A 23,887-nucleotide genomic window follows, 5' to 3' on the forward strand; every position below is an offset into this window, starting at 1 on the left:
GGCGACCGTAGGCGAGCGTCGCTCGGGGCGTCAACGGTGCGTGCGACGATGACGACCATGTCTCGCGCCAGCCTGGAGAAGAAGCCCGCCGAGGTCGCGTCGATGTTCGACGGGATCGCGAAGCGCTACGACCTCGTCAACGACCTCGTCTCCCTGGGGCAGGACCGGCGCTGGCGGCGCGCGGTGGTGGACGCCGTCGCGGCCGTCCCCGGCGAGCGCGTGCTCGATCTCGCGGCGGGGACCGGCACGTCGAGCGAGCCCTTCGCGGGCGACGGCGCGCTGGTCGTGCCGTCCGACTTCAGCCTCGGCATGCTGGCGGTGGGCAAGGAGCGCCGCCCCGACCTGTCGTTCGTGGCGGGCGACGCCATCCGGCTGCCGTTCGCCGACGGCGCGTTCGACGCGGTGACGATCAGCTTCGGGCTGCGCAACGTCGTCGACACGGACGCCGCGCTGCGCGAGATGCTGCGCGTGGTGCGCCCCGGCGGGCGGGTGGTGATCTGCGAGTTCTCGACGCCCACGTGGGCGCCGTTCCGCACCGTGTACCTGGAGTACCTGATGCGCGCGCTGCCGGTGGTGGCGGGCGCGGTCACGCGCGACCGCGGGTCGTACGACTACCTCGCCGAGTCCATCCGGAGCTGGCCCGACCAGGCCGCGCTCGGGCGCCGGCTGCTCGCGGCCGGGTGGGACCGCGTGTCCTACCGCAACCTCACCGGCGGCATCGTGGCGCTGCACCGGGCCGTGCGCCCGGCCTGACGCCCGCGCCGACGTCTGGCCTCGGCCTTTGACGCCCGCACGGAGCCCGGCGTATCGTCCTTGCGATCCTGAAACGATTCAAAGACGACGTTCAGCACGACGACGTACGCAGGGAAGGCACGGTCGATGACGACACCACACAGCGCCACGCGCCCGACGCCGGGCGGCGGATCCCGCCTGCACGGGTACCGGGCGACCGTCGCGGTCGCGATGTCCAACTACATCGAGGCGGGCTCGATCATCGCGCTCGCCACGAGCCTCACGCTCTGGCAGGAGCACTTCGGGCTCAGCAACCTCGCCGTCGGGCTCGCCGCGGCCCTGAGCGCCAACGCGTTCGGCGCGGCGGTCGGCGCGATGGTCGGCGGCCCGCTGGGCGACAGGTACGGGCGCAAGTTCATCTACACGTACGACCTGCTGCTGTACATGCTCGGCACCGCGTTCATCGTGTTCGCCGGTGCCCCGTGGATGCTGTTCGTCGGCATCGTGCTCACCGGCATCGCCGTGGGCGCCGGCGTCCCGGTCGCCTGGACGTACATCGCCGAGGAGGCGCCGGACGACCAGCGCGCCCGGCACGTCGGGACGGCCCAGCTCGCGTGGTCGCTCGGGCCGTTCGTCGGCTTCGTGCTCGCGACGGCGCTCGTGCCGCTCGGCCTGCTCGGCAGCCGCATCATCTTCGCCCACCTGTTCGTCATCGCGTTCGTCACCTGGTGGGTGCGGCGCGGCCTGGCGGAGTCGGACGTCTGGAAGGAGTCCAACGCCAAGCAGGTCGCGCTCGGCCGCAAGCGGCGCGGCTTCCGCGAGCTGATCTCGCACCCGCAGAACGTCAAGGCGCTGCTGTTCCTCGTCGGCGTCTACGCCCTGTGGAACACGGTGGCCGGGCAGGCCGGCATCTTCATGCCGCGGGTCTACCAGACGGCCGGCGTCGAGAGCGCCGTCGCGCAGAACCTGCTGCAGGTGCTGGTCTGGGGCCTGACGTCGGCGGCCACCTTCTGGGGCTTCATGAAGTACGGCGACCGGGTGAGCCGGCGGCTGCTGTACGGCATCGGCGCCGCCTTGGCGGTCGCCGCCTGGATGATCCTCGCGTTCGTGCCGCACGTCTCGATGCCGCTGCTCATCGCGTACGCCGTCCTGTGGGGCGTGTCCGCCGGCATCGGCGCCCAGGCGTTCTACGCGCTCTGGACCGCCGAGCTGTTCGCCACGGCGTACCGGGCATCCGCGCAGGGCGTGCTGTTCTTCGTCGCCCGCATCGCGGTGGGCCTGCTCAGCTACCTGTTCCCGACCATGCTCGCCGAGCAGGGCGTGCCGTTCGTCGGCGGGATCATGGTGGCGTTCCTCGTGGCGTCGCTCGTCATCGGCGTGGTGTGGACGCCCGACACCGCCGGCAAGAGCCTCAAGGAGATCGAGAAGGAGCGCTACGGCGCCGACCTCGACGACGAGATCCCGGCCGCCCGCTGACCCGCTCGTCGGTCGAGCCCGCCACGACCTCGAGGGTCCCGGCGGGCTCGACCGGCTTCAGGTCAGCTGCCGGCGGTGCGGTCCTTGAGCGCGCCGCCCTGCTCCCGGGCGAACTCCGTCACGCTGCTGGTGACGTCGGAGACCTTGGCCTGCACGCGCGGGTCGTTCCAGGTCTCGGTCGCCCAGCCCTTGGCCTTGTCGAGCTGCTGCCGGCCCTTCTCGGTGCCGAGCAGGTAGCCCAGCGCCGCGCCGACGACGAATGCCGGTCCTGCCTTCATGGGTCACGCCTCCCGATGGTCGTGCTGATGGGTCGTGCTGACGGTCGCTGCCGTGGGTCGTGCGCACGACCGTAGGCACGCGAGGCGTCGCACGCACCCCGCGACATGCCGGTGGCGCCACCCTCTCGGACCTGCGGGGACGCGGGTTGCGGGGGCGGTGCCCGGCAAGGAAGGCTCACCTTCCTACACACGGCCGCCCGATCGTGACTAGAGTGCTCGCAAGAGTTGTGATGAGGTTCACAAGTCCGCCCCGGCACCGTCGCCGGGAGGCTCGAGGGATCGAGGTGAGCACGTGCGGTCAGGTCGTTCGGACGACGCCGACGTCATCGTCGTGGGCGCCGGCCCGGCCGGTTCGTCCACGGCTCACTGGTGCGCCGCCGCCGGCCTCGACGTGCTCCTGCTCGACAAGGCGTCCTTCCCGCGCGACAAGGTGTGCGGCGACGGGCTCACCCCCCGCGCCGTCGGCGAGCTGGCCCGCATGGGTCTCGGCACGCGCGAGGAGGACGGCTGGATCCGCAACGAGGGCCTGCGCGTGGTCGCCGGCGCCCGGTCGTGGGAGCTGCCCTGGCCCGACCTCGACTCGTTCCCCGGCTACGGCATGGCCCGCGCCCGGACGTCGCTCGACCACCGCCTCGCGCAGCACGCGCAGGCCGGCGGCGCCAAGCTGCTCGAGCGCACCAAGGTGTCCGGCCCGCTGCTCGACGAGCGCGACGGCCGGGTCGTGGGGGTGCGGGCGCAGGCCCTCGACGGGAACGGCCGCGCCGACGGCGCCGAGACGACCTACCGGGCGCCCGTCGTCGTCGCGGCCGACGGCGTCTCCTCGCGGTTCGCGACGGCGCTCGGCATCACCCGCCGCGACGACCGACCGCTCGGCACCGCGGTGCGCACCTACTTCCGCACGGCCGGGACCTCCCGGCACGAGGACGCGTGGATGGAGTCGCACCTCGAGCTGTGGGACGGCGCGCCGGGGGAGTCGAACCTCCTGCCCGGGTACGGCTGGATCTTCGCGCTCGGCGACGGCACGGCCAACGTGGGCCTCGGCGCCGTGAGCTCAACGCCCGCGCGCCAGTCCGCCGTCGGGCACGACTACAAGCGGCTGATGCAGGCCTGGATGCGCAACGCCCCCGAGGAGTGGGGGTTCACGCCCGAGAACCAGGTGGGGCCGATCCGCGGCGCCGCGCTGCCGATGGGCTTCAACCGCAGCCCGCTGTACTCGGGCGGCGCGGTGCTGGTGGGCGACGCAGCCGGCATGGTCAGCCCGTTCAACGGCGAGGGCATCGCCTACGCGCTGCAGGCGGGCCGGGTGGCCGCCGACGCGATCGCCCAGGCGCGCACCCGCACCACGGACGACGCGCGGGAGCGCACGCTCGCCTCCTACGCCGACCGGATGCGGGCCGACCTGGGCGGCTACTACACGCTGGGCCGCTGGTTCGTGCGGCTCATCGAGCACCCGCAGGTCATGCGGATCTGCGTGCGGTACGGGCTGCCGCGGCCGGTGGTCATGCGGTTCGTGCTCAAGCTGCTGTCCGACTGCTACGAGCCGCGCGGCGGTGACTGGGTGGACCGGGTCATCAGCGGGCTCACCAGGGTGGTCCCGGCGGCATGAGCGCAGACGAGCACAAGGGAGTGGTCGAGATGCACAGCGGAGGAGCGCGATGACGAACCCGTACGTTCCGGTCCTCATGCTCATGGGCGTGGCCCTGGTGCTCGCGGTGGGCGGCGTGGCGGCGAGCGCCGTCATCGGCCCGAAGCGCTACAACCGGGCCAAGCTCGACGCCTACGAGTGCGGCATCGAGCCGACGCCGCACGCCGTCGGCGGCGGGCGGCTGCCCGTCAAGTACTACCTGGTCGCGATGACGTTCATCGTCTTCGACATCGAGGTGGTCTTCCTCTACCCGTGGGCGGTGGACTTCGCCGCGCTCGCCGGCTTCGGCCTCGTCGCGATGCTGTCCTTCCTCGCCCTCATCACCGTGCCGTTCGTCTACGAGTGGCGGCGCGGGGGCCTCACCTGGGTCTAGGCCCGGGCGCACGAGCAAGCACCACCCAGCACGACCTGCACCACCCAGCACGACCTGCACCACCCAGCACGACACGGCACTACGGACGGCATCGGCGCCGAGCATCCGGCACCGATGTTCACGAAGGGGAGGGGTCATGGGCCTGGAAGAGGCTCCGTCGGGCTTCCTGCTGACGACGATCGAGGACCTGGCGGGCTACCTGCGCAAGGCGTCCGTGTGGCCGGTGACGTTCGGGCTGGCGTGCTGCGCCATCGAGATGATGGCGGCCGGCGCGTCGCGGTTCGACCTGTCGCGGTTCGGCATGGAGGTGTTCCGGGCGTCGCCGCGGCAGGCGGACCTCATGATCGTCGCGGGCCGGGTGAGCCAGAAGATGGCGCCCGTCGTGCGGCAGGTCTACGACCAGATGAGCGAGCCCAAGTGGGTGCTGTCCATGGGCGTGTGCGCGTCCAGCGGCGGCATGTTCAACAACTACGCGATCGTGCAGGGCGTCGACCACATCGTGCCCGTCGACATCTACCTGCCGGGCTGCCCGCCGCGGCCGGAGATGCTGATCAACGCGATCCTCGCGCTGCACCAGCAGATCCAGGACTCGCCGCTGGGCGTCAACCGCCGGGAGGCGGCCGCGGCCGCCGAGGCGGCGGCGCTGGAGGCCACGCCGACGTTCGAGCTCAAGGGGCTGCTGCGATGACCGACGGCACGACGGCGGGCGGCGCCGACAAGCCCGTGCCGCAGCCGGAGGAGGTCCAGGGCCCGCGGTCCGGGGAGCTGGTGCCCGGCAGCGAGCAGGCCGGCCGGGGCGGGCGTGGCCCGGAGGTCGTCGAGGTGCGCCGGGGCATGTTCGGCGTGCAGGGCTCGGGCGACACGTCCGGGTACGGGGGGCTCGTGCAGCCGGTCGCGCTGCCGGGCGCCGCGACGCGGCCCTACGGCGGCTGGTTCGACGAGGCGGTCGACGTGCTCGCCGAGGTGCTCGGCGAGGCGGGCGTCGCCTTCGACGACGCGATCGAGCGGGTCGTCGTCGACCCGCAGGCCGACCCGCCCAGCCCGCACGCCGAGCTGACCCTGGACGTGGCGCGGGAGCACCTCGTGGCCGTCTGCCGGGCGCTGCGCGACGACCAGGACCTGCGGTTCGAGCTCAGCCTCGGCGTCTCGGGCGTGCACTACCCGCAGGACACGGGCCGCGAGTTGCACGCCGTCTACCACCTCACCTCCGTGACCCACGGCCGGCGCGTCCGCCTGGAGGTGGCCGCGCCCGACGCCGACCCGCACATCCCCTCGACCACGTCGGTGTTCCCGACCAACGACTGGCACGAGCGCGAGACCTGGGACTTCTTCGGGATCGTCTTCGACGACCACCCCGGCCTGGCGCGCATCGAGATGCCGGACGACTGGCCGGGCCACCCGCAGCGCAAGGACTACCCGCTCGGCGGCATCCCCGTGGAGTACAAGGGCGCCACGGTGCCGCCGCCGGACACGAGGAGGCAGTACTCATGACGCCACCCCACACGACCACTCGCTGCGCTCGCGCTCGTGCGGGGGCCCCGACATGACCTCGGGGACCTTCACCGCCACCCGACCGCCCACCGACGACGAGTTCGACCCCGGCATCCCGGGCTTCGAGGCGTCCGGCGGCGACTGGGACGAGATCGCCCGCGAGGCGGTGGGCGAGGAGCGCATCGTCGTCAACATGGGCCCGCAGCACCCGTCCACGCACGGGGTGCTGCGCCTCATGCTCGAGATCGACGGCGAGACGGTCACCGAGGCCCGCTGCGGCATCGGCTACCTGCACACCGGCATCGAGAAGAACATGGAGTTCCGCACCTGGACGCAGGGCACCACGTTCTGCACCCGGATGGACTACCTGGCGCCGCTGTTCCAGGAGTCGGCGTACTGCCTCGCCACGGAGAAGCTGCTCGGCATCACCGACGACGTGCCCGAGCGGGCGTCGATCATCCGGGTGCTGATGATGGAGCTCAACCGGGTGGCGTCCCACCTCGTGTGCCTGGGCACGGGCGGCAACGAGATGGGCGCGACGACGGTCATGACGATCGGCTTCACCGCCCGCGAGGAGATCCTCCGGTTGTTCGAGGCCGTCACCGGGCTGCGCATGAACCACGCGTACGTGCGGCCGGGCGGCGTCGCGCAGGACGTGCCGGAGGGGTTCGAGGACCAGGTGCGGGCGGCGCTGCCGAAGATCCGCCAGTACCTCGGCCAGCTCGGCGACCTCATGCTCGCCAACCCGATCTTCAAGGCGCGGCTGACCGACGTCGGCGTGCTCAACCTCGCCGGCTGCATGGCGCTGGGCGTCACGGGCCCGGTGCTGCGCTCCACGGGGCTGCCCTACGACGTGCGCAAGGCGTTCCCGTACTCCGGGTACGAGACGTACGACTTCGACGTCCCGACGTCGACCGACGCGGACTGCTACTCCCGCGTGGTGCTGCGGATCGAGGAGTGCTACCAGTCGCTGCGGATCGTGGAGCAGGCCCTGGCCCGGCTCGAGGCGACCACCGGGGCGCCGGTGATGGTGGCGGACAAGAAGATCGCGTGGCCAGCGCAGCTGGCCGTCGGGTCGGACGGCCAGGGCAACTCGCTGGACCACATCCGCCAGATCATGGGCACCTCGATGGAGGCCCTGATCCACCACTTCAAGCTCGTCACCGAGGGCTTCCGGGTGCCGGCCGGGCAGGCGTGGCAGACCGTCGAGCACCCGCGTGGCGAGCTCGGGGTGCACGCGGTGTCCGACGGCGGCACCAAGCCCTACCGGGCGCACTTCCGCGACCCGTCGTTCAACAACCTCCAGGCCGTGTCGGTGATGTGCGAGGGCGGCCAGGTGGCCGACGTCGTCGTCGCCGTCGCGTCCCTGGACCCCGTGCTGGGAGGGGTCGACCGATGACGGCAGAACCCACGAGCGCCCGCTCGGCCACGCGGTACGACGCCGACACGCTCGCGTCGCTCGCCGCCGACGCCGCCGCGATCACCGCGCGCTACCCGGACCCGCGGTCCGGCCTGCTGCCGATGCTGCACCTGGTGCAGTCGGTGGACGGGTACGTGAGCCGCGACGGCATCCTGTTCTGCGCCGAGCAGCTCGAGATGACGCCCGCCGAGGTGAGCGCGGTGGCCACCTTCTACACGCAGTACAAGCGGCACCCCAACGGCACGTACACCGTGGGCGTGTGCACCAACACGCTGTGCGCGGTGATGGGCGGGGACGCCATCTTCGACGAGCTGAGCGAGCACCTCGGCGTCGGGCACGACGAGACCACCGACGACGGCGCGATCACGCTCGAGCGGGTCGAGTGCAACGCGGCCTGCGACTACGCGCCGGTCGTGATGGTCAACTGGGAGTTCTTCGACAACCAGACGCCCGAGTCGGCCACGGAGCTCGCCGACCGCCTGCGGGCGGGCGAGCCGGTGGCCCCCACGCGCGGCGCGTCGTCGGTGTGCGGGTTCAAGCAGATGAGCCGCGTGCTCGCGGGGTTCACCGACGGCCGCGCCGACGAGGGCGTGGGCGCGGGGGAGCCGACGCTCGCCGGGCTGCGCCTGGCGCGCGCGGCCGCCGCCGTCGACAGCCCGTCGGCCGAGCCTGTCGAGACCACCGAACGGGTCTCGACAGGCTCAACCGGCGAGAACGGCTCGACCAGCGAGGTGCCGCCGGAGACGGGCACCGCGCAGTCCAGCGCGGAGCGGAAGCCCGCCGCGCCGGGGGACGAGAGCCCCGGGCGCTCGCCGTCGGGCGGCGACGCCGACCCCGAGCCGGAGAAGGGTGGCAGCGATGACTGACCTCATGCCCGTGCTCACGGACACGTGGGACGCCGACCGGTCGTGGAAGCTCGCGTCGTACGAGGCCGCCGGCGGGTACGCCGGGCTGCGCCGGGCGCTGACCATGGAACCGGGCGACCTCGTGCAGACGGTGAAGGACTCCGGCCTGCGCGGCCGCGGCGGCGCCGGCTTCCCGACCGGGATGAAGTGGGGCTTCCTGCCCCCGCCGGACGGCGGCCCGCGCTACCTCGTGGTCAACGCGGACGAGTCCGAGCCGGGCACGTGCAAGGACATCCCGCTGCTGCTCGCGAGCCCGCAGCACCTGGTGGAGGGCATCGCGATCACGAGCTACGCGATCGGGTGCCACCACGCGTTCGTGTACGTGCGCGGCGAGGTGCTCCACGTGTACCGCCGGCTGATGGCCGCGGTGCAGGAGGCGTACGACGCCGGGTACCTCGGCGCGGACGTGCTCGGGTCGGGCTTCGACCTCGAGGTCACGGTGCACGCCGGCGCCGGCGCCTACATCTGCGGCGAGGAGACGGCGCTGCTCGACTCGCTGGAGGGCAAGCGCGGCCAGCCGCGGCTCAAGCCGCCGTTCCCCGCCGTCGCCGGCCTGTACGCGCGGCCCACGGTGGTGAACAACGTGGAGTCGATCGCGTCGGTGCCGGGCATCGTCGCCCGCGGCGCCGACTGGTTCGCCGGCATGGGGACGGAGAAGTCCGCCGGCCACGGGCTGTTCTCGCTGTCCGGCCACGTCACGCGCCCTGGCCAGTACGAGGCGCCGCTCGGCATCACGCTGCGCGAGCTGCTCGACCTCGCCGGCGGGATCCGGGCCGGGCACGAGCTGAAGTTCTGGACGCCGGGCGGATCGTCCACGCCGCTGTTCACGGCCGACCACCTGGACACCCCGCTCGACTACGAGTCGGTCGGCGCGGCGGGGTCGATGCTCGGCACCCGCGCCCTGCAGCTCTTCGACGACACGACGTGCGTGGTCCGGGCGGTGAGCCGGTGGACGGACTTCTACGCGCACGAGTCCTGCGGCAAGTGCACGCCCTGCCGCGAGGGCACCTACTGGCTCAAGCAGGTGCTGCACCGCATCGAGGCCGGGCAGGGCGAGGAGCGCGACGTCGACCTGCTGCTCGACCTGTGCGACAACATCCTCGGCCGCGCGTTCTGCGCGCTGGGCGACGGCGCGACGTCGCCCGTGACGTCGAGCATCCAGCTCTTCCGCGACGAGTACGAGGCGCACATCACCGGTCACGGGTGCCCCTTCGACCCGAGCGCCAGCGCCCTGTTCCCGTACACCCCCAAGCAGGCACCGGCGCTCGCCGGGGCGGGAGGTCACTGATGACGGCGACCACGGACTCCAAGGACGCGGCCGCGCCGCCCGTCGAGACGGTGACGCTCACCATCGACGAGGTCGAGGTGACGGTGCCGAAGGGCACGCTGATCATCCGCGCGGCCGAGCAGGTGGGCATCCAGATCCCGCGGTTCTGCGACCACCCGCTGCTCGAGCCCGCGGGCGCGTGCCGCCAGTGCCTGGTCGAGGTGGCGATGCCCGACCGCGAGGGCAACGTGCGACCGATGCCGAAGCCGCAGGCCTCCTGCACGATGACGGTCACGCCCGGCATGGTGGTCAAGACGCAGCGCACGTCGCCGGTCGCGGACAAGGCGCAGCACGGGGTCATGGAGCTGCTGCTCATGAACCACCCGCTCGACTGCCCGGTGTGCGACAAGGGCGGCGAGTGCCCCCTGCAGAACCAGGCGATGAGCAACGGGCGCGCCGAGTCGCGGTTCGAGGACGTCAAGCGCACGTTCCCCAAGCCGATCGCCGTGTCCACCGAGATCCTGCTGGACCGCGAGCGCTGCGTGCTGTGCCAGCGCTGCACCCGGTTCAGCGACGAGATCGCGGGCGACGCGTTCATCGCGCTGCAGGAGCGCGGCGCGCACCAGCAGATCGGCCGGTTCGACGAGACGGTGCTGGACTTCACCCCCTCCCCGGTGGTTGAGCCTGTCGAGACCGAGGAAGGGGTTTCGACAAGCTCAACCAGCGAACCTGTGGTTTCGACGAGCGCCACCAGCACGGCGGGCGTGCCGTTCGCGTCGTACTTCTCCGGCAACACCGTGCAGATCTGCCCGGTCGGCGCGCTCACCGGCGCGGCCTACCGGTTCCGGTCCCGGCCCTTCGACCTGGTCTCGACGCCGAGCATCTCCGAGCACGACTCGTGCGGCTCCGCGATCCGCGTCGACCACCGGCGCGGCGTGGTGCTGCGGCGGCTGTCGGGGGAGGACCCGGCGGTCAACGAGGAGTGGATCACCGACAAGGACCGCTTCGCGTTCACCTGGCAGGCGGCGCCCGACCGGCTCACCGTCCCGCTGGTGCGGGACCGGGTGCTCGACGAGGACGGCGCGGTCGTCTCGCGCGGCGAGCTGCGGCCCGCGTCGTGGGTCGAGGCCTTCGAGCTGGCGGCCGAGGGACTGGCCGCCGCCCGCGCGGCCGGCGGCGTCGGGGTGCTGCCCGGCGGCCGGCTGACCGTCGAGGACGCGTTCGCCTGGTCGCGCTACGCACGCACCGTGCTCGGCACCGACGACGTGGACCAGCGCGCCCGCGTCGGGTCGGCGGAGGAGACGGCGTTCCTGGGCCACGCGGTCGCAGGCACGGGGGTCGGCGTGACCTTCGGCGACGTCGAGGCCGCCCCGGCGGTGCTGCTGGCCGGCCTGGAGGCCGAGGAGGAGGCCGGCGTCACCTTCCTCCGGCTGCGCAAGGGCGTGCGCAAGCACGGCACGAAGGTGTGGTCCGTGGCCCCCTTCGCGAGCCGTGGTCTCGCCCGGCTGGGCGGCGAGCTGCTGCCCGCCGCCCCCGGCACGGAGGCGGAGTGGCTGGGCATCCTCGCCACCCGGGCGGGCGGCGGTCTGGTGCCCGCCGACTCCGACGCCGGCACCCTGGGGGCCGTCGCCGACGGCCTCGCCGCCCCGGGCGCGCTGATCCTCGTGGGGGAGCGGCTCGCGTCGTCGCCCGGCGCGTACGGAGCCGCCCTGCGGCTCGCGGCCGCCACCGGCGCCCGCATCGCCTGGATCCCGCGCCGCGCGGGGGAGCGGGGAGGCCTCGAGGCGGGGCTGCTGCCCGGCCTGCTGCCCGGCGGCCGGCCGCTGACCGACCCGGCCGCCCGCGCCGAGGTCGCCGCGGCCTGGGGCGTCGACGCCGACGCGCTGCCGGCCGCCCCGGGGCGCGACGTCGCGGAGATCCTCGACGCGCTCTCGGTCGGCCAGCTCGGCGGCGCCCTCGTCGGCGGGGTGGAGCTCGCCGACCTGCCCGACCCGGCGCACGCACGGCGCGCCCTCGGGGCCGCGGGCTTTGTCGTCTCGCTCGAGGTCCGGCGCTCCGAGGTGACGGAGCTGGCCGACGTCGTCCTGCCCGTCGCCCCGCCCGTGGAGCGCGCCGGGTCGTACTGGAACTGGGAGGGGCGGGTCCGCGCCTTCGGTCAGGCGCTGGAGTCGGCCGCGCTGCCGGACCACCGCGTGCTCGACGCCCTGGCCGCGCAGGCCGGCGTCGCGCTCGGCGCGGGCACGCCGCTGGACGCGCACCGCGCGATCGCGGCCCTGCCCGCGTGGGGCGGCGCCCGGGTGCCTGCTCCCCAGGCCGACCCCGTCGAGCCGCCCGAGGTTCCGGCCGGGTCCGCCGTGCTGGCGAGCTGGCACCTGCTGCTCGACGACGGCGCGCTGCAGGACGGCGAGCAGTTCCTGGCCGGCACGGCGAAGCGGCCGGTCGCCCGGATGTCCGCGGCCACCGCGGCCGCCGTCGACGTGTACGACGGCGACCGGGTGACCGTGACCACCGACCGGGGCTCGCTGACCGTGCCCGTCGCGATCACGGAGATGGTCGACCACGTGGTGTGGCTGCCGCTCGCGTCCCGCGGGTGCCGGGTGCACGACGCCCTGGGCGCCGCGCCGGGCGACCTGGTGCGCATCTCTTCGCCTGCCGATCCGGTCGGGGCCCACGACGGGGTCTCGACGGGCTCGGCCACCGACGTCGATGGAGGGGCCGCATGATCCCGGGGGTCGCGTCCGACTTCAGCAACGACTGGCTGTGGGTGTCGCTGATCAAGGCGGTGCTCATCGTCGTCTTCCTGCTGACCAGCGTGCTCTTCGCCATCTGGTTCGAGCGCAAGGTCGTGGCGCGCATGCAGGTGCGCCCGGGCCCCAACTGGCATGGGCCGTTCGGCCTGCTGCAGTCGCTCGCGGACGCGATGAAGCTGCTGCTCAAGGAGGACGTGAACGTCACCCGGGCGGACCGGGTCGTGTACCTGCTGGCGCCGATGATCTCGGTGTTCTGCGCGCTGCTGGTGTTCGCGGTCATCCCGTTCGGCCCCGAGGTGACGATCCCGTTCACGGACTACACGACGCCGGCGCAGCTCACCGACTTCCCCGTCGCAGTCCTGTACGTGCTCGCCTGCGCGTCGATGGGCGTGTACGGCATCGTGCTGGGCGGCTGGTCGTCCGGGTCCACCTACCCGCTGCTCGGGTCGGTGCGGTCCACCGCCCAGGTGATCTCGTACGAGCTGGCGATGGGGCTCTCGCTCGTCAGCGTGTTCATCATGGCCGGCTCGATGTCGACCTCCCAGATCGTGGCCTCGCAGACGAGCATCTGGTGGTTCCTGCCGCTGCTGCCCGCGTTCGTCGTCTACGTCATCTCGATGATCGGCGAGACCAACCGCCTGCCGTTCGACCTGCCGGAGGCCGAGGGCGAGCTCGTCTCCGGCTACATGACGGAGTACAGCTCGATGAAGTTCGCCTGGTTCTTCCTGGCGGAGTACATCAACATGCTCAACGTCTCCGCGGTGGCGACCACCCTGTTCCTCGGCGGCTGGCGGGCGCCGTGGCCGCTGTCGGCGATCAACGACGGGATGTTCAACGCGGGCTGGTGGCCGCTGCTGTGGTTCCTCGTCAAGCTCTGGCTGGTCATGTTCGTGTTCGTCTGGGTGCGCGGCACGCTGCTGCGGCTGCGCTACGACCAGTTCATGTCGTTCGGCTGGAAGGTGCTCATCCCGGTCGCGCTGGTGTGGGTCGTGGTGCTGAGCGTGTTCCAGTACCTCGGCCTGGCGGGCGTCACGCGCACCCAGCTCATCACCGGCGTCGTGGTCGCGGCCGTGGTGGTCATCGCCCTCCTGTGGCTCTGGCCCGACCGCAAGCAGGCCCCGGCGAAGGCCGCAGCCGGCGCCGGGCCCCCGGGCGGCGCACGCCGCCCGACAGAGCCCTCACGGGACTTCGACGCCTTCGCCGACGGCTTCCCGGTGCCGCCCCTGCCGGGGCAGTCGCTGCCGCCGTCGCCGCGTGCGCGCCGGCACGTGATGCAGGCCGCCGACGTCCCGGGGGCGTCCGGCGCCTCCGACCCCGCCGTCGACCGATCCGAGGAGACGCGATGACCGACAAGCCCTACGAGCCGCTGCGCCCGTCCAAGGGGCCGCTGGGGGAGATGTTCGCCCCTGTGGCCGGGTTCGGCGTGACGTTCTCGTCGATGTTCCGGCCCACGGTGACCGAGCAGTACCCGCGCAAGAAGACGCCGCCGCAGCGCCGGTACCACGGGCGTCACCAGCTCAACCGGTACGCGGACGGGCTGGAGAAGTGCATCGGCTGCGAGCTGTGCGCCTGGGCGTGCCCCGCGGACGCGATCTACGTCGAGGGCGCGGACAACGCCGAGCTGCCGGACGGCGAGCACATGTCGCCCGGCGAGCGGTACGGCCGCGTCTACCAGATCAACTACCTGCGGTGCATCTTCTGCGGGCTGTGCATCGAGGCGTGCCCCACCCGGGCGCTCACGATGACGAACGACTACGAGCTCGCGGGCCCCGACCGCGCGGGGATGATCTTCGAGAAGCAGGACCTGCTCGCCCCGCTCGCGGAGGGGATGCTCGCCGCGCCGCACCCGATGGTCGAGGGCACCACGGACACCGAGTACTACCGCGGCGAGGTCACGGCGCCGACGCCCGAGCAGGTGGCCTGGGTGCGCGAGCACCGGCCCGACGACCCGACGCTCGACGCCGCCGAGCGGGTGGCGCACGGGGACGCCCCGCCGCCCACGCCCCGCCGGCACCGGCTGCGCGGCAGCGCGACCAAGGCCGCCGTCGCGACCCGGCAGGCCGCCGAGGGCGGGCACGTCGCGACGTTGCCCACGCCCGACCCGACGGACCCCGGCCACCCCGGCGGCCGGCCGTGACCGCGTCGGGCGCGGAGGCCGCGCTGTTCTGGGTGCTCGCGCCGCTCATGGTGCTCGCCGCGCTCGGGCTGCTGTTCGCCCGCAAGGCGGTGCACGCCGCGGTGTGCGTGATGTTCGTGATGGTCGGGCTGGCCATCCTCTACGTGGCGCAGGAGGCGCCGTTCCTCGGCGTCGTGCAGGTGGTCGTCTACACGGGCGCCGTGATGATGCTCTTCCTGTTCGTGCTGATGCTGGTGGGCGTCGACTCCGCCGACTCGCTCACCGAGACCATCAAGGGCCAGCGCTGGCTGGGCGTGCTGCTCGGCCTGGGGCTGGTCGTGGTGCTGCTCGGCGTGGTCGCGCAGGCCGCGTTCCCGCCCGCGGTCGGGCTGGCGGCGAGCGAGGAGCTCACCAACCCGGTGGCGCTGGCCCGGGTGTTGCTGGGGGACTACGTGCTCGCGATGGAGGTGGTCGGCGTTCTGCTGGTCACCGCCGCCCTGGCCGGCCTGGTGCTGACGCACCGCCGCCGGCTCAGTGTGCGGCCCACGCAGCGCGTCCTCGCGGCCGCGCGCGTCGCCGCCCTGCCGGAGGGCCGCACGCTCACCCCGCTGCCCGCCCCCGGCGTCTACGCGCAGAACAACGCGATGGACACGCCCGCGCTCGGCCCGGACGGCGAGCCGCTGCCGCACTCGGTGCCGCGCGTGCTGCGCATCCGCGGGCAGGAGCGGTCGGCCACCGCGGTGCTCGCCGAGGAGGAGACGCTCGTGGTCTCGTCGATCTCGCTGGTCGAGCCCGTCGAGACCGAGGAAGGGGTTTCGACAAGCTCAACCAGCGGTGGGGTTTCGACAAGCTCAACCGGCGATGGGGTCTCGACGGGCTCCACCAGCGGTGAGGAGGAGGTGCGCTGATGGAGATCACCAACTACCTGGGGCTGGCCGTGATCCTGTTCGCGATCGGCGCGACGACGGTGCTGCTGCGGCGCAACGCCATCGTCGTGTTCATGGGGGTGGAGCTCATGCTCAACGCCACCAACCTCGCGTTCGTGACGTTCGCGCGCATCCACGGCGACGTGACGGGCCAGGTGCTCGCGTTCTTCGTCATGGTGGTCGCCGCGGCCGAGGTCGTGGTGGGGCTCGCGATCATCATCACGATCTTCCGTTCCCGCCGGTCGGCCTCGGTCGACGACGTCAACCTGCTGCACAGCTGAGAGGCGACCTGTGGACACGCAGACGACGATGCAGACTCTCTCCCTGGCCCCGTGGCTGGTCGCGACCCCGATGATCGGCGCCCTCGTGCTGCTGGTCGCCGGCCGGCGCACCGACCGGTGGGGGCACTGGCTGGGCGTGCTGGCCAGCGCCGCGACGTTCGTCGTCGGGCTGGTGATGCTGCTCGACATGCTGGGCACCCCCGCCGACCAGCGGGTGGGCACGCACACCGTGGGCACGTGGATCGACTCCGGGCCCCTGCACGTGGACCTCGGGTTCCAGGTGGACCCGCTGTCGATGACGTTCGTGATGCTCGTGACGTTCGTCGGCACCCTGATCCACGTGTACTCGGTGGCGTACATGGACCACGACGTCGATCGGCGCCGGTTCTTCGGGTACCTCAACCTGTTCGTCGCGGCGATGCTGCTGCTGGTGCTCGCGGACTCCTACCTGCTGCTGTTCGTCGGCTGGGAGGGCGTGGGCCTGGCGTCGTTCCTGCTCATCGGGTTCTGGGACGGCAAGCGCGAGAACGCGGTGGCGGGCAAGAAGGCGTTCGTCATGAACCGCGTGGGCGACATGGGGCTCATCGTCGCGATGATGCTGCTGCTGGCCACGTTCGGCTCGGTGCGCTTCGCCGACGTGCTGCCGGCCGCCGGCGAGGGCGCCACGGCGGCGGGTCAGGCGACGATGACGGCCATCGGGCTCATGCTGCTGCTGGCGGCGTGCGGCAAGTCGGCGCAGCTGCCGCTGCAGGCGTGGCTCGGGGACGCCATGGCGGGCCCGACGCCGGTGTCCGCGCTGATCCACGCGGCCACGATGGTCACCGCCGGCGTGTACCTCCTGGTGCGCTCCGGCCCGATCCTCGAGGCCGCGCCGGACGCGCAGCTCGTCGTCGCGATCGTCGGCGCGCTGACGCTGCTGTTCGGGGCGGTCGTCGGTACCGCGAAGGACGACATCAAGAAGGCGCTCGCGGCGTCGACGATGTCGCAGATCGGCTACATGATGCTCGCCGCCGGCCTGGGTCCGATCGGGTACGCGTTCGCGATCTTCCACCTGCTCACCCACGGGTTCTTCAAGGCCGGGCTGTTCCTCGGCGCCGGGTCGGTGATGCACGCGATGGACGAGGACGTGAACATGCGCCGCTTCGGCGGCCTCGCCCGGCTGCTGCCGGTCACGGCGATCACCATGGGCCTCGGCTGGCTGGCCATCCTGGGGGTCCCGCCGTTCTCCGGGTTCTGGTCGAAGGACAAGATCATCGAGGCCGCGTTCGTGGGCGAGGGCTGGCGGCCGTGGGTGTTCGGGCTGGCGGCGCTGCTCGGCGCCGGGATCACGGCCTACTACATGTCGCGGCTGTTCTTCATGACCTTCGCCGGCCGCCGGAGGTGGCGGCCCGACGAGGGGGCCGGCGACGACGGCGCGCCCGTGCGGCACCCGCACGAGTCCCCGCGCCTCATGACCTGGCCGATGATCGTGCTGGCCGCCGGGTCGGTGTTCCTCGGCGGGTTCCTGGCCCTGGGCGACAGGTTCGTCACCTGGCTGGAACCGGTCACCGGGCACGCGGAGCACCACGAGCCGGTGCTGCCGGTGTGGCTGCTCATGACGCTGACCCTGGTGCTGGTCGTGCTCGGCGCGCTGCTCGCGTTCCGGCAGTTCGCGGTCGCGGCCGTGCCCGTCGAGCCGCCGCCGGCGCCCGCCGTGGTGCGGGCGGCGCGCGTCGACCTGTACCAGGACGCGGTCAACGAGTCCCTGGTGATGCGGCCGGGGCAGTACCTCACCCGGGCGCTGGTGTACTCCGACCGCACGGCCGTGGACGGCGGCTGGCTGGGCCTGGCGGGCGGCATCGGCCGCCTCGGCGCCCGGCTGCGCCGGATGCAGAACGGCTACGTGCGGACGTACGCGGCGACGATGCTCGGCGGCCTCGGCGTCGTCGGGCTGGTCGTGTGGGTCCTGGCGAGCTGATCGAGATGTCGGGAGCGATGGCGATGACGCCGAAGAAGACGTCGACGACGAAGGACGGGGACGCATGACGATGTCCACAGGGTTCCCCTGGCTCACGGTCCTCATCGTGTGGCCGCTCGTGGCGGCGGCCGCGACGGCCCTCACCGGTGTCGGGCGGGGCCGCCCGGCCGCCGGCCCGGTCACCGGGGGGAGGTTCGGCGCGGGTGCCGCGCGCACGGTCGCGCTGGTCGGCTCCCTCGTCGAGGTCGCGCTGCTGGTCGGGGCGTTCGCCGCCTTCGACACCGGCGACGCGGGCAGCCACCAGCTCGCCGAGACGCACTCGTGGATCCCGGCGCTCGGCGCCAGCTACGCCGTCGGCGTCGACGGCGTGGGACTGCTCCTGGTGGCGCTGTCGGTGGGCCTGGTGCCGCTGGTGATCCTCGCCGCGTGGCGCGAGCAGGGCGGCGACCACGTGCGGCTGCGCCGCTACCTCGCCACCGTGCTGCTGCTCGAGGCGTTCATGGTGACGGTCTTCGTGGCGCGCGACGTCTTCCTGTTCTACGTGGTGTTCGAGGCCATGCTCATCCCGGCGTACTTCCTCATCGGCGGGTTCGGGCAGGGGCCGCAGCGCCGGTACGCGGCGGTGAAGTTCCTCCTGTTCTCGCTGGCCGGCGGGCTGGTCATGCTGGTGGGCGTCATCGCGCTCTACCTGCAGGTGCCCGCCGCGGACCGCGGTCCGCAGACCTTCCTCACCGACAACCTCACCGGGCTGACCCTCGACCCGACGGCCGAGAAGCTCATGTTCTGCGCGTTCTTCCTCGCGTTCGCGATCAAGGCGCCCATGTTCCCCGTGCACTCGTGGCTGCCCGACGTCACGCAGCACGCGACGCCCGGTACCTCCACGCTCCTGATCTGCGTGCTCGACAAGGTGGGCACCTTCGGGATGCTCACCCTGTGCCTGCCGCTGTTCCCGGAGGCGAGCCGCTGGGCGGCGCCGTTCGTCATCGTGCTCGCGGTGATCTCGATCCTGTACGGCGCGATCCTGGCGATCGGCCAGAGCGACCTGCTGCGGCTCATCGGCTACACGTCGGTGTCGCACTTCGGGTTCATCATCCTGGGCATCTTCACGTTCACGTCGCTGGGCACCGCGGGCTCCGGCCTGATGATGCTCAACCACGGCATCTCCACCGGCGCGCTGTTCCTGATCGCCGGGTTCGCGATCGCCCGGCACCCGCGCCAGAGCCAGCTCATCGGCGACTACGGCGGCCTGCGCCGCGTGGCCCCGATCCTGGGCGGCACGTTCCTCGTCGCCGGGCTGTCCGCCGCGGCGCTGCCCGGCCTCGCGACGTTCGTCTCCGAGATCATGGTGTTCCTCGGCTCGTACTCCCGCTGGCCCGCCGCCGTGCTCGTGGCCGTGCCCGCCGTCGTGCTGGCCGCCGTGTACGTGCTGCTCACCTACCAGCGCATGTTCACGGGCACGACGACGCCCGAGCTCGAGGGCGCGCGCGACCTCGACGGCCGCGAGAGGACCGTGGCCGGCGTGCTCGTCGGGGCGCTGCTGGTGCTCGGCCTCGTGCCCGGGCCGGTGCTCGACTACGTGCGGGCGCCGGGGGAGGTCGCCGTCGAACAGGTCGGCGAGACGGACCCGCCGCCCGACGTCGTTGTGGGTGCGCTCGTGGCCCCACACACCGGACAGGGAGGGGCCACGAGCGCACCCACAACGACCACCGAGGGGAGCTCGCTGTGAACGACTTCGTCGCCCCGCCCATCGACTGGGCGGCCGTGTCGCCGGTGCTGATCGTGCTGGCGGCGGGCGTGCTCGGCGTCCTGCTGGAGGCGTTCGTGCCCGCCCGGGCGCGGCGCACGACGCAGCTCACGCTCGCCCTGGTGGCGCTCGCGGGCTCGCTCGTGGCGGTCGCGCTGCTGTGGGACCGCGTGCAGGAGGCCGCGGTCTCCGTGGTCGGCGGGTCGTACCTGCTGACCCCCTTCGGGCTGGGCGTGCAGGCCGTGATCGGCGTGTGCGCGCTGCTGGGCGTGCTCGTCGTCGCGGAGCGCACCACGACCGGCCAGGACGCGTTCGCGCCGGCCGCGGCCGCGGTGCCGGGCACCGCGTACGAGGACGAGACGCGCCGCGCGGGCCTGCAGCAGACCGAGATCTACCCGCTGCTCCTGTTCTCGACCGGCGGCATGCTGCTCTTCCCGGCCACGGACGACCTCATCGTGATGTTCGTCGCGCTCGAGGTGCTGTCCTTGCCGCTGTACGTGCTGTGCGCGACGGCGCGCCGCCGCCGGCTGCTCAGCCAGGAGGCCGCGTTCAAGTACTTCGTGCTGGGGGCGTTCGCGTCCGCGCTGTTCGTCTTCGGCATCGCGCTCGTCTACGGCTTCGCCGGCACCGTGCGGCTGCAGGGCGTGGTGCAGGTGCTCGCGGACCCCTCCGTCTCGCCGCTCGGGTCGATGCCGGCCCTGGTGGTGGTGGGGCTGCTGCTGGTGCTCAGCGGCCTGCTGTTCAAGATCGGCGCCGCGCCGCTGCACGCCTGGACCCCGGACGTGTACCAGGGCGCCCCCACGCCGATCACCGGCTTCATGGCGGCGTGCACCAAGGCCGCGGCGATGGGCGCGCTCGTGCGCGTGCTGTTCACGCTGGCGAACGGCCTGGACCCCGCGACCCGGCACGACGTCGAGGTCGCCCTCTGGGCGGTCGCCATCCTCACGATGCTGGTCGGCACCGTGGTCGGCGCCGTGCAGACCGACGTCAAGCGACTGCTCGCGTACTCCGCGATCGCGCACGCCGGGTTCCTCCTGGTGGGCGTCGTCGGGATGGACGAGGCGGGCTCGCGGGCCGTCCTGTTCTACCTGCTCGCCTACGGGCTCGCGTCGGTGGGTGCGTTCGCCGTCGTCACGCTGGTGCGCGAGCGCACCGTGCCGGGCGACGACGAGGCCGGGTCGGGCCGCGGGCCGGTCCCGGACGACGGCGTCGTCCTGGGCGAGGCCACGCGGCTGGCGCAGTGGGCGGGCCTCGGCCGCCAGGCCCCGTGGCTCACGGCGGCGTTCTCGCTGTTCCTGCTGTCCATGGCGGGGATCCCGCTCACCGCCGGGTTCGTGGCGAAGTTCGGCGTCTTCTCCGCCGCCGTCGAGGCGGGGGCGTGGCCGCTCGCCCTGCTCGGCGTGCTCGCGTCCGCCGTCTCCGTCTTCTTCTACGTCCGGGTCATCGTGCTCATGGTGCTGACGCCGGCCCCGGGGCGGGAGAACCAGGCGGCATCGTCGACGGCGTCCCCGGGCGCGGGCGGCGAGCGCGTCGAGGGGACCGGCGGCGGCACCGCCACGGTGACGGGCACGGCGACGCGCACGCTCGTCTCGCGGACGGTCGTGACGGTGGTCGGCTCGCGCGGGCCGGCGGCGTTCGCGATCGCGGTGTGCGCGGTGGGCGTGCTGCTGCTCGGCATCTTCCCCGCGGGGGCCCTGGACCTCGTGGGGCAGGCGGCACAGTTCCGCCCGTGAGCGCGCGGCGTCGCCGCTCTGGCGTGAGGCACCCGACGCGTCCGGGAGGCGTCTCCGTGCGGTGTTCGGCGCCCCGGCCGGATAGGTTCGGACAGTGACTCGCGCACCTTCCGCCTCGGCCCACCGGCCCCGGCCCACGCCGGCCCCGGCACCTCCGGCGATCCCGCTGTCAGACCCGGCGCTGGCCGACCGGCTCGCCGAGCGCATGACGCGGGTGGACGCGGCGCTCGACGGCGCCGTGGGCTCGGCCGACGCCCTCGCCGACGACGCGTCGCGCCACCTCGTCGCGGCCGGCGGCAAGCGGTTCCGTCCGCTGCTCACCCTGCTCGCCGGCGAGCTCGGCGACGGGTCGCGCCCCGAGCTCGTGGATGCGGCCGTCGTCGTGGAGCTCACCCAGGTCGCGTCGCTGTACCACGACGACGTCATGGACTCGGCGCCGCTGCGCCGCGGGGCGCCGGCGGCGCACACGGTGTGGGGCAACTCGGTCGCGATCCTGGTGGGCGACCTGCTGTTCGCCCGGGCTTCGGCGCTCGTCGCCGGCCTCGGCCCGGAGGCGGTGGTGCTGCAGTCGCGCACGTTCGAGCGCATGTGCCTCGGCCAGCTGCACGAGACGATGGGCCCCGGCGTCGACGACGACCCGGTGGAGCACTACCTGCAGGTCCTCAGCGACAAGACGGCGTCCCTGCTCGCCACGTCGGCGCGCCTCGGCGCGATGTTCGGCGGCTGCGAGCCCGCGATCGTCGACGCCGTGGGCGCGTACGGCGAGAAGGTGGGCGTCGCGTTCCAGCTCGCGGACGACGTGCTCGACATCGCGTCCTCCGGCGAGGAGTCCGGCAAGACGCCCGGCACCGACCTGCGCGAGCACGTGCCGACGATGCCCGTGCTGCTGCTGCGCCAGCGGGTCGCGCGGGGCGAGGGTTCCGAGGCGGACGCGGCGCTCGTCGCGCGGCTCGACGGCGACCTCGCCGGGGACGACGACCTCGCCGCCGTCGTCGCCGAGCTGCGGGCGCACGACGTGCTCGCCGAGACGCGGGCCCTCGCCGGCCGGTGGGCGCGCGAGGCCGCCGCGGAGCTGGCGCCGTTGCAGGACGGCCCCGTGAAGCAGGCGTTCGGCGACCTCGCGGAGGCGCTCGCGGACCGCACGGCCTGACCGAGCGGGCGGACTCGTCGGCGGGATCCTCGGCGGCTACGGGGCGGCCAGCCGCGCGAACGTCACCGCGACGGCCGCGCCGGCGAGCAGGTATGGGCCGAACGCCAGCGCGGTGGTGCGCGACGCGCGCCGCGTGACCATGAGGACGATCGCCCACGACCCGCCGAGCAGGAACGGCAGCACGGCCGCGGCGGCGAACGTCGGCCAGCCGTACCAGGCGGTGACGAGGCCGAGGAGCACGGCGAGCTTGGCGTCGCCGCGGCCCATCCCGGTCCGGTGGGCGAGGTGCAGCAGCAGGTAGCCCCCGCCGAGCAGGATCGCCCCGAGCAGCGCCCGGAGCGCGGCGTCCCACGTCCCGCCGGCCGCAGCCGCGAGCGCGAGCAGCACGGCGACGGCCGCCGTCGTCGGGTAGGTGAGGGCGTCCGGCAGCCGGTGCGTCCGGGCGTCGATCACCCCCAGGGCGGCGCCCGCCGCCGCGGCGACGACGAGGGCCGGCGTCGCCCAGCCGGGCCCGCTCGCCCAGACCGCCCACACCACGGCGGCCGCGGCTCCCCACGCCACGGGGCGGCGGTGGGGCGCGACCTCGTCTCGGACGCGCTGCAGGATCGGGGGCACGTGCGGATGCTATGCGCCGGGGTCCGCCGGCGCGGCGCGTCGTGCACAGCGGGGCACGGCCCGGCTCACCGCGGGAGGGCCACGGCGTCGGCCGCGAGGACGAGCTGCGCGACGCACACGGCCGCCACCGCCAGGCTGAGCAGGAACGGCGCACGGCTGCGGGGACGCAGCAGGCCCACGGCGCCCGCCGCGACCGCCAGGGCCACGGCGCTCCCCGTGAGCGCCCCCGACGCCACGGTGGGCGGGCCGGGCGGCCCGAGGAGGATCACGACGCTGCCCGCCGCGAGGACGACGGGGGCCAGCACGCTCGCCGCCCGGCGGCCGAGGCGGTGCGGCAGGCCCCGCACCCCGGTGGCGCGGTCGTCCTCGAGGTCGGGCAGCACGTTGGCGACGTGCGCGCCGACGCCGAGCAGCGCGGCCGCGCCGACGGTCCAGCCCGCCACGACGCGCCCGTCGTGCCCGGCCGCCACGACGAACGCCGGCAGCAGACCGAAGCTCACGGCGTAGGGGAGCCAGGAGAGCGGCGTCGCCTTGAGCCACGCGTTGTACGACCAGGCGCTCGCGACGGCGGCGAGGTGCAGCAGCCCCGGCACCGCGCCGGTGGCGAGCGACAGGACGACGCACGCGGCGAGGGCCGCGAGCGCGCCGGTCCGCAGCGTCCGCGGCGTGACGGCGCCCTGCACGGTGGGCTTGTCCGCGCGCCCGACCCGCCGGTCGCGCGCGGCGTCGAGCCAGTCGTTGCTCCACCCCACCGAGAGCTGCCCGGCGGCCACCGCGGCCGTGACGAGGAGCGTGCGGCCCGCGGACAGCCCGATGCCGACGGCGAACCCCAGCGCCAGCACCGTGACCACCGCCGCCGGCGCCGGGTGCGTGGCGAGCAGCATCCCGCGCGCCCGCTCCCGCGTCGTCGTCATGTCGGGAACCTACGCCGACGGCCCCGTCCACGAGCGCCGAACAGGCGGTTGCTGCCGGAATGCGGCCGTCCGGGGCCGCATTCCGGGAGCAACCGCCTGTTCGGCGAGGGCCCT

21 protein-coding genes are annotated in these 23,887 nt (G+C 73.5%); 18 read left to right on the forward strand and 3 right to left on the reverse strand.

All coding sequences use genetic code 11. The annotated features are described in order from the left end of the window. Nucleotides 1–57 precede the first annotated feature (57 nt). Nucleotides 58–753 carry a demethylmenaquinone methyltransferase gene (locus AAG589_RS06115; protein WP_430566387.1) on the forward strand — a complete coding sequence of 232 codons (696 nt, stop codon included), beginning with the start codon at nt 58–60 and terminating at the stop codon, nt 751–753. A gap of 126 nt (nt 754–879) precedes the next feature. After that, nucleotides 880–2,208, forward strand: coding sequence for an MFS transporter (locus AAG589_RS06120; RefSeq protein WP_430566388.1), 1,329 nt, complete (start codon nt 880–882; stop codon nt 2,206–2,208). 62 nt (nt 2,209–2,270) lie between these two features. On the opposite strand, the gene AAG589_RS06125 is transcribed toward AAG589_RS06120, so the two are convergent. Beyond that, nucleotides 2,271–2,486 carry a hypothetical protein gene (locus AAG589_RS06125; RefSeq protein WP_430566389.1) on the reverse strand — a complete coding sequence of 72 codons (216 nt, stop codon included), beginning with the start codon at nt 2,484–2,486 and terminating at the stop codon, nt 2,271–2,273. A 292-nt stretch (nt 2,487–2,778) separates the two neighbouring features. Here AAG589_RS06125 and AAG589_RS06130 point away from each other — a divergent pair, with 292 nt between their 5' ends. The 16 genes from AAG589_RS06130 (at nt 2,779) to AAG589_RS06205 (ending at nt 22,244) form a co-directional block, all read left to right on the forward strand. After that, entirely contained in the window at nt 2,779–4,092 is a 1,314-nt protein-coding gene (locus AAG589_RS06130; RefSeq protein WP_430566390.1) for a geranylgeranyl reductase family protein, read from the forward strand. 49 nt (nt 4,093–4,141) lie between these two features. Further along, nucleotides 4,142–4,504, forward strand: coding sequence for an NADH-quinone oxidoreductase subunit A (locus tag AAG589_RS06135; RefSeq protein ID WP_430566391.1), 363 nt, complete (start codon nt 4,142–4,144; stop codon nt 4,502–4,504). A gap of 136 nt (nt 4,505–4,640) precedes the next feature. Further along, nucleotides 4,641–5,192, forward strand: a complete 552-nt coding sequence (locus AAG589_RS06140) for a NuoB/complex I 20 kDa subunit family protein (RefSeq protein WP_430566392.1) — start codon at nt 4,641–4,643, stop codon at nt 5,190–5,192. Next, nucleotides 5,189–5,995, forward strand: coding sequence for an NADH-quinone oxidoreductase subunit C (locus AAG589_RS06145; RefSeq protein ID WP_430566393.1), 807 nt, complete (start codon nt 5,189–5,191; stop codon nt 5,993–5,995). Before AAG589_RS06140 ends, AAG589_RS06145 begins: the two co-directional genes overlap by 4 nt. Before the next feature lie 52 nt (nt 5,996–6,047). Then, entirely contained in the window at nt 6,048–7,394 is a 1,347-nt protein-coding gene (locus AAG589_RS06150; protein ID WP_430566394.1) for an NADH-quinone oxidoreductase subunit D, read from the forward strand. Further along, the gene (gene nuoE, locus AAG589_RS06155; RefSeq protein WP_430566395.1) at nt 7,391–8,281 is read left to right on the forward strand and encodes an NADH-quinone oxidoreductase subunit NuoE; all 891 of its coding nucleotides are present in this window, start codon (nt 7,391–7,393) and stop codon (nt 8,279–8,281) included. Before AAG589_RS06150 ends, nuoE begins: the two co-directional genes overlap by 4 nt. Further along, nucleotides 8,274–9,608 (forward strand): NADH-quinone oxidoreductase subunit NuoF, encoded by a 1,335-nt coding sequence (gene nuoF / locus AAG589_RS06160; RefSeq protein WP_430566396.1) that lies wholly within the window; start codon nt 8,274–8,276, stop codon nt 9,606–9,608. Before nuoE ends, nuoF begins: the two co-directional genes overlap by 8 nt. Next, on the forward strand, nt 9,608–12,310 hold the full coding sequence (locus AAG589_RS06165) for an NADH-quinone oxidoreductase subunit G (protein WP_430566397.1): 2,703 nt from the start codon (nt 9,608–9,610) through the stop codon (nt 12,308–12,310). Before nuoF ends, AAG589_RS06165 begins: the two co-directional genes overlap by 1 nt. Then, nucleotides 12,307–13,683, forward strand: a complete 1,377-nt coding sequence (nuoH, locus tag AAG589_RS06170) for an NADH-quinone oxidoreductase subunit NuoH (RefSeq protein ID WP_430566398.1) — start codon at nt 12,307–12,309, stop codon at nt 13,681–13,683. Before AAG589_RS06165 ends, nuoH begins: the two co-directional genes overlap by 4 nt. Then, the gene (gene nuoI / locus AAG589_RS06175; protein WP_430566399.1) at nt 13,680–14,474 is read left to right on the forward strand and encodes an NADH-quinone oxidoreductase subunit NuoI; all 795 of its coding nucleotides are present in this window, start codon (nt 13,680–13,682) and stop codon (nt 14,472–14,474) included. Before nuoH ends, nuoI begins: the two co-directional genes overlap by 4 nt. A gap of 47 nt (nt 14,475–14,521) precedes the next feature. Beyond that, nucleotides 14,522–15,361, forward strand: a complete 840-nt coding sequence (locus AAG589_RS06180) for an NADH-quinone oxidoreductase subunit J (RefSeq protein ID WP_446719710.1) — start codon at nt 14,522–14,524, stop codon at nt 15,359–15,361. Beyond that, nucleotides 15,361–15,660 (forward strand): NADH-quinone oxidoreductase subunit NuoK, encoded by a 300-nt coding sequence (nuoK, locus tag AAG589_RS06185; RefSeq protein ID WP_430566401.1) that lies wholly within the window; start codon nt 15,361–15,363, stop codon nt 15,658–15,660. The genes AAG589_RS06180 and nuoK overlap by 1 nt, the downstream gene beginning before the upstream one ends. Nucleotides 15,661–15,688: 28 nt before the next feature. After that, on the forward strand, nt 15,689–17,617 hold the full coding sequence (gene nuoL, locus AAG589_RS06190; RefSeq protein WP_430566402.1) for an NADH-quinone oxidoreductase subunit L: 1,929 nt from the start codon (nt 15,689–15,691) through the stop codon (nt 17,615–17,617). A gap of 70 nt (nt 17,618–17,687) precedes the next feature. Continuing rightward, nucleotides 17,688–19,343, forward strand: a complete 1,656-nt coding sequence (locus tag AAG589_RS06195) for an NADH-quinone oxidoreductase subunit M (protein ID WP_430567152.1) — start codon at nt 17,688–17,690, stop codon at nt 19,341–19,343. Next, nucleotides 19,340–21,094: an NADH-quinone oxidoreductase subunit NuoN gene (gene nuoN / locus AAG589_RS06200; protein WP_430566403.1), complete on the forward strand. Its 1,755-nt coding sequence runs from the start codon at nt 19,340–19,342 to the stop codon at nt 21,092–21,094. The genes AAG589_RS06195 and nuoN overlap by 4 nt, the downstream gene beginning before the upstream one ends. Nucleotides 21,095–21,299: 205 nt before the next feature. Further along, entirely contained in the window at nt 21,300–22,244 is a 945-nt protein-coding gene (locus tag AAG589_RS06205) for a polyprenyl synthetase family protein (protein ID WP_430567153.1), read from the forward strand. A 36-nt stretch (nt 22,245–22,280) separates the two neighbouring features. Here AAG589_RS06205 and AAG589_RS06210 read toward each other — a convergent pair whose 3' ends face one another. Both AAG589_RS06210 and AAG589_RS06215 read right to left on the reverse strand, forming a co-directional pair. Beyond that, nucleotides 22,281–22,859 (reverse strand): A24 family peptidase, encoded by a 579-nt coding sequence (locus AAG589_RS06210; protein WP_430566404.1) that lies wholly within the window; start codon nt 22,857–22,859, stop codon nt 22,281–22,283. Nucleotides 22,860–22,924: 65 nt separating this feature from the next. Then, nucleotides 22,925–23,773 carry a UbiA family prenyltransferase gene (locus AAG589_RS06215; RefSeq protein ID WP_430566405.1) on the reverse strand — a complete coding sequence of 283 codons (849 nt, stop codon included), beginning with the start codon at nt 23,771–23,773 and terminating at the stop codon, nt 22,925–22,927. Between the last annotated feature and the right edge of the window lie 114 nt (nt 23,774–23,887).

Source organism: Isoptericola sp. F-RaC21 (assembly GCF_038593535.1).
In the GTDB taxonomy this organism is placed as follows: Bacteria; Actinomycetota; Actinomycetes; order Actinomycetales; family Cellulomonadaceae; genus Isoptericola.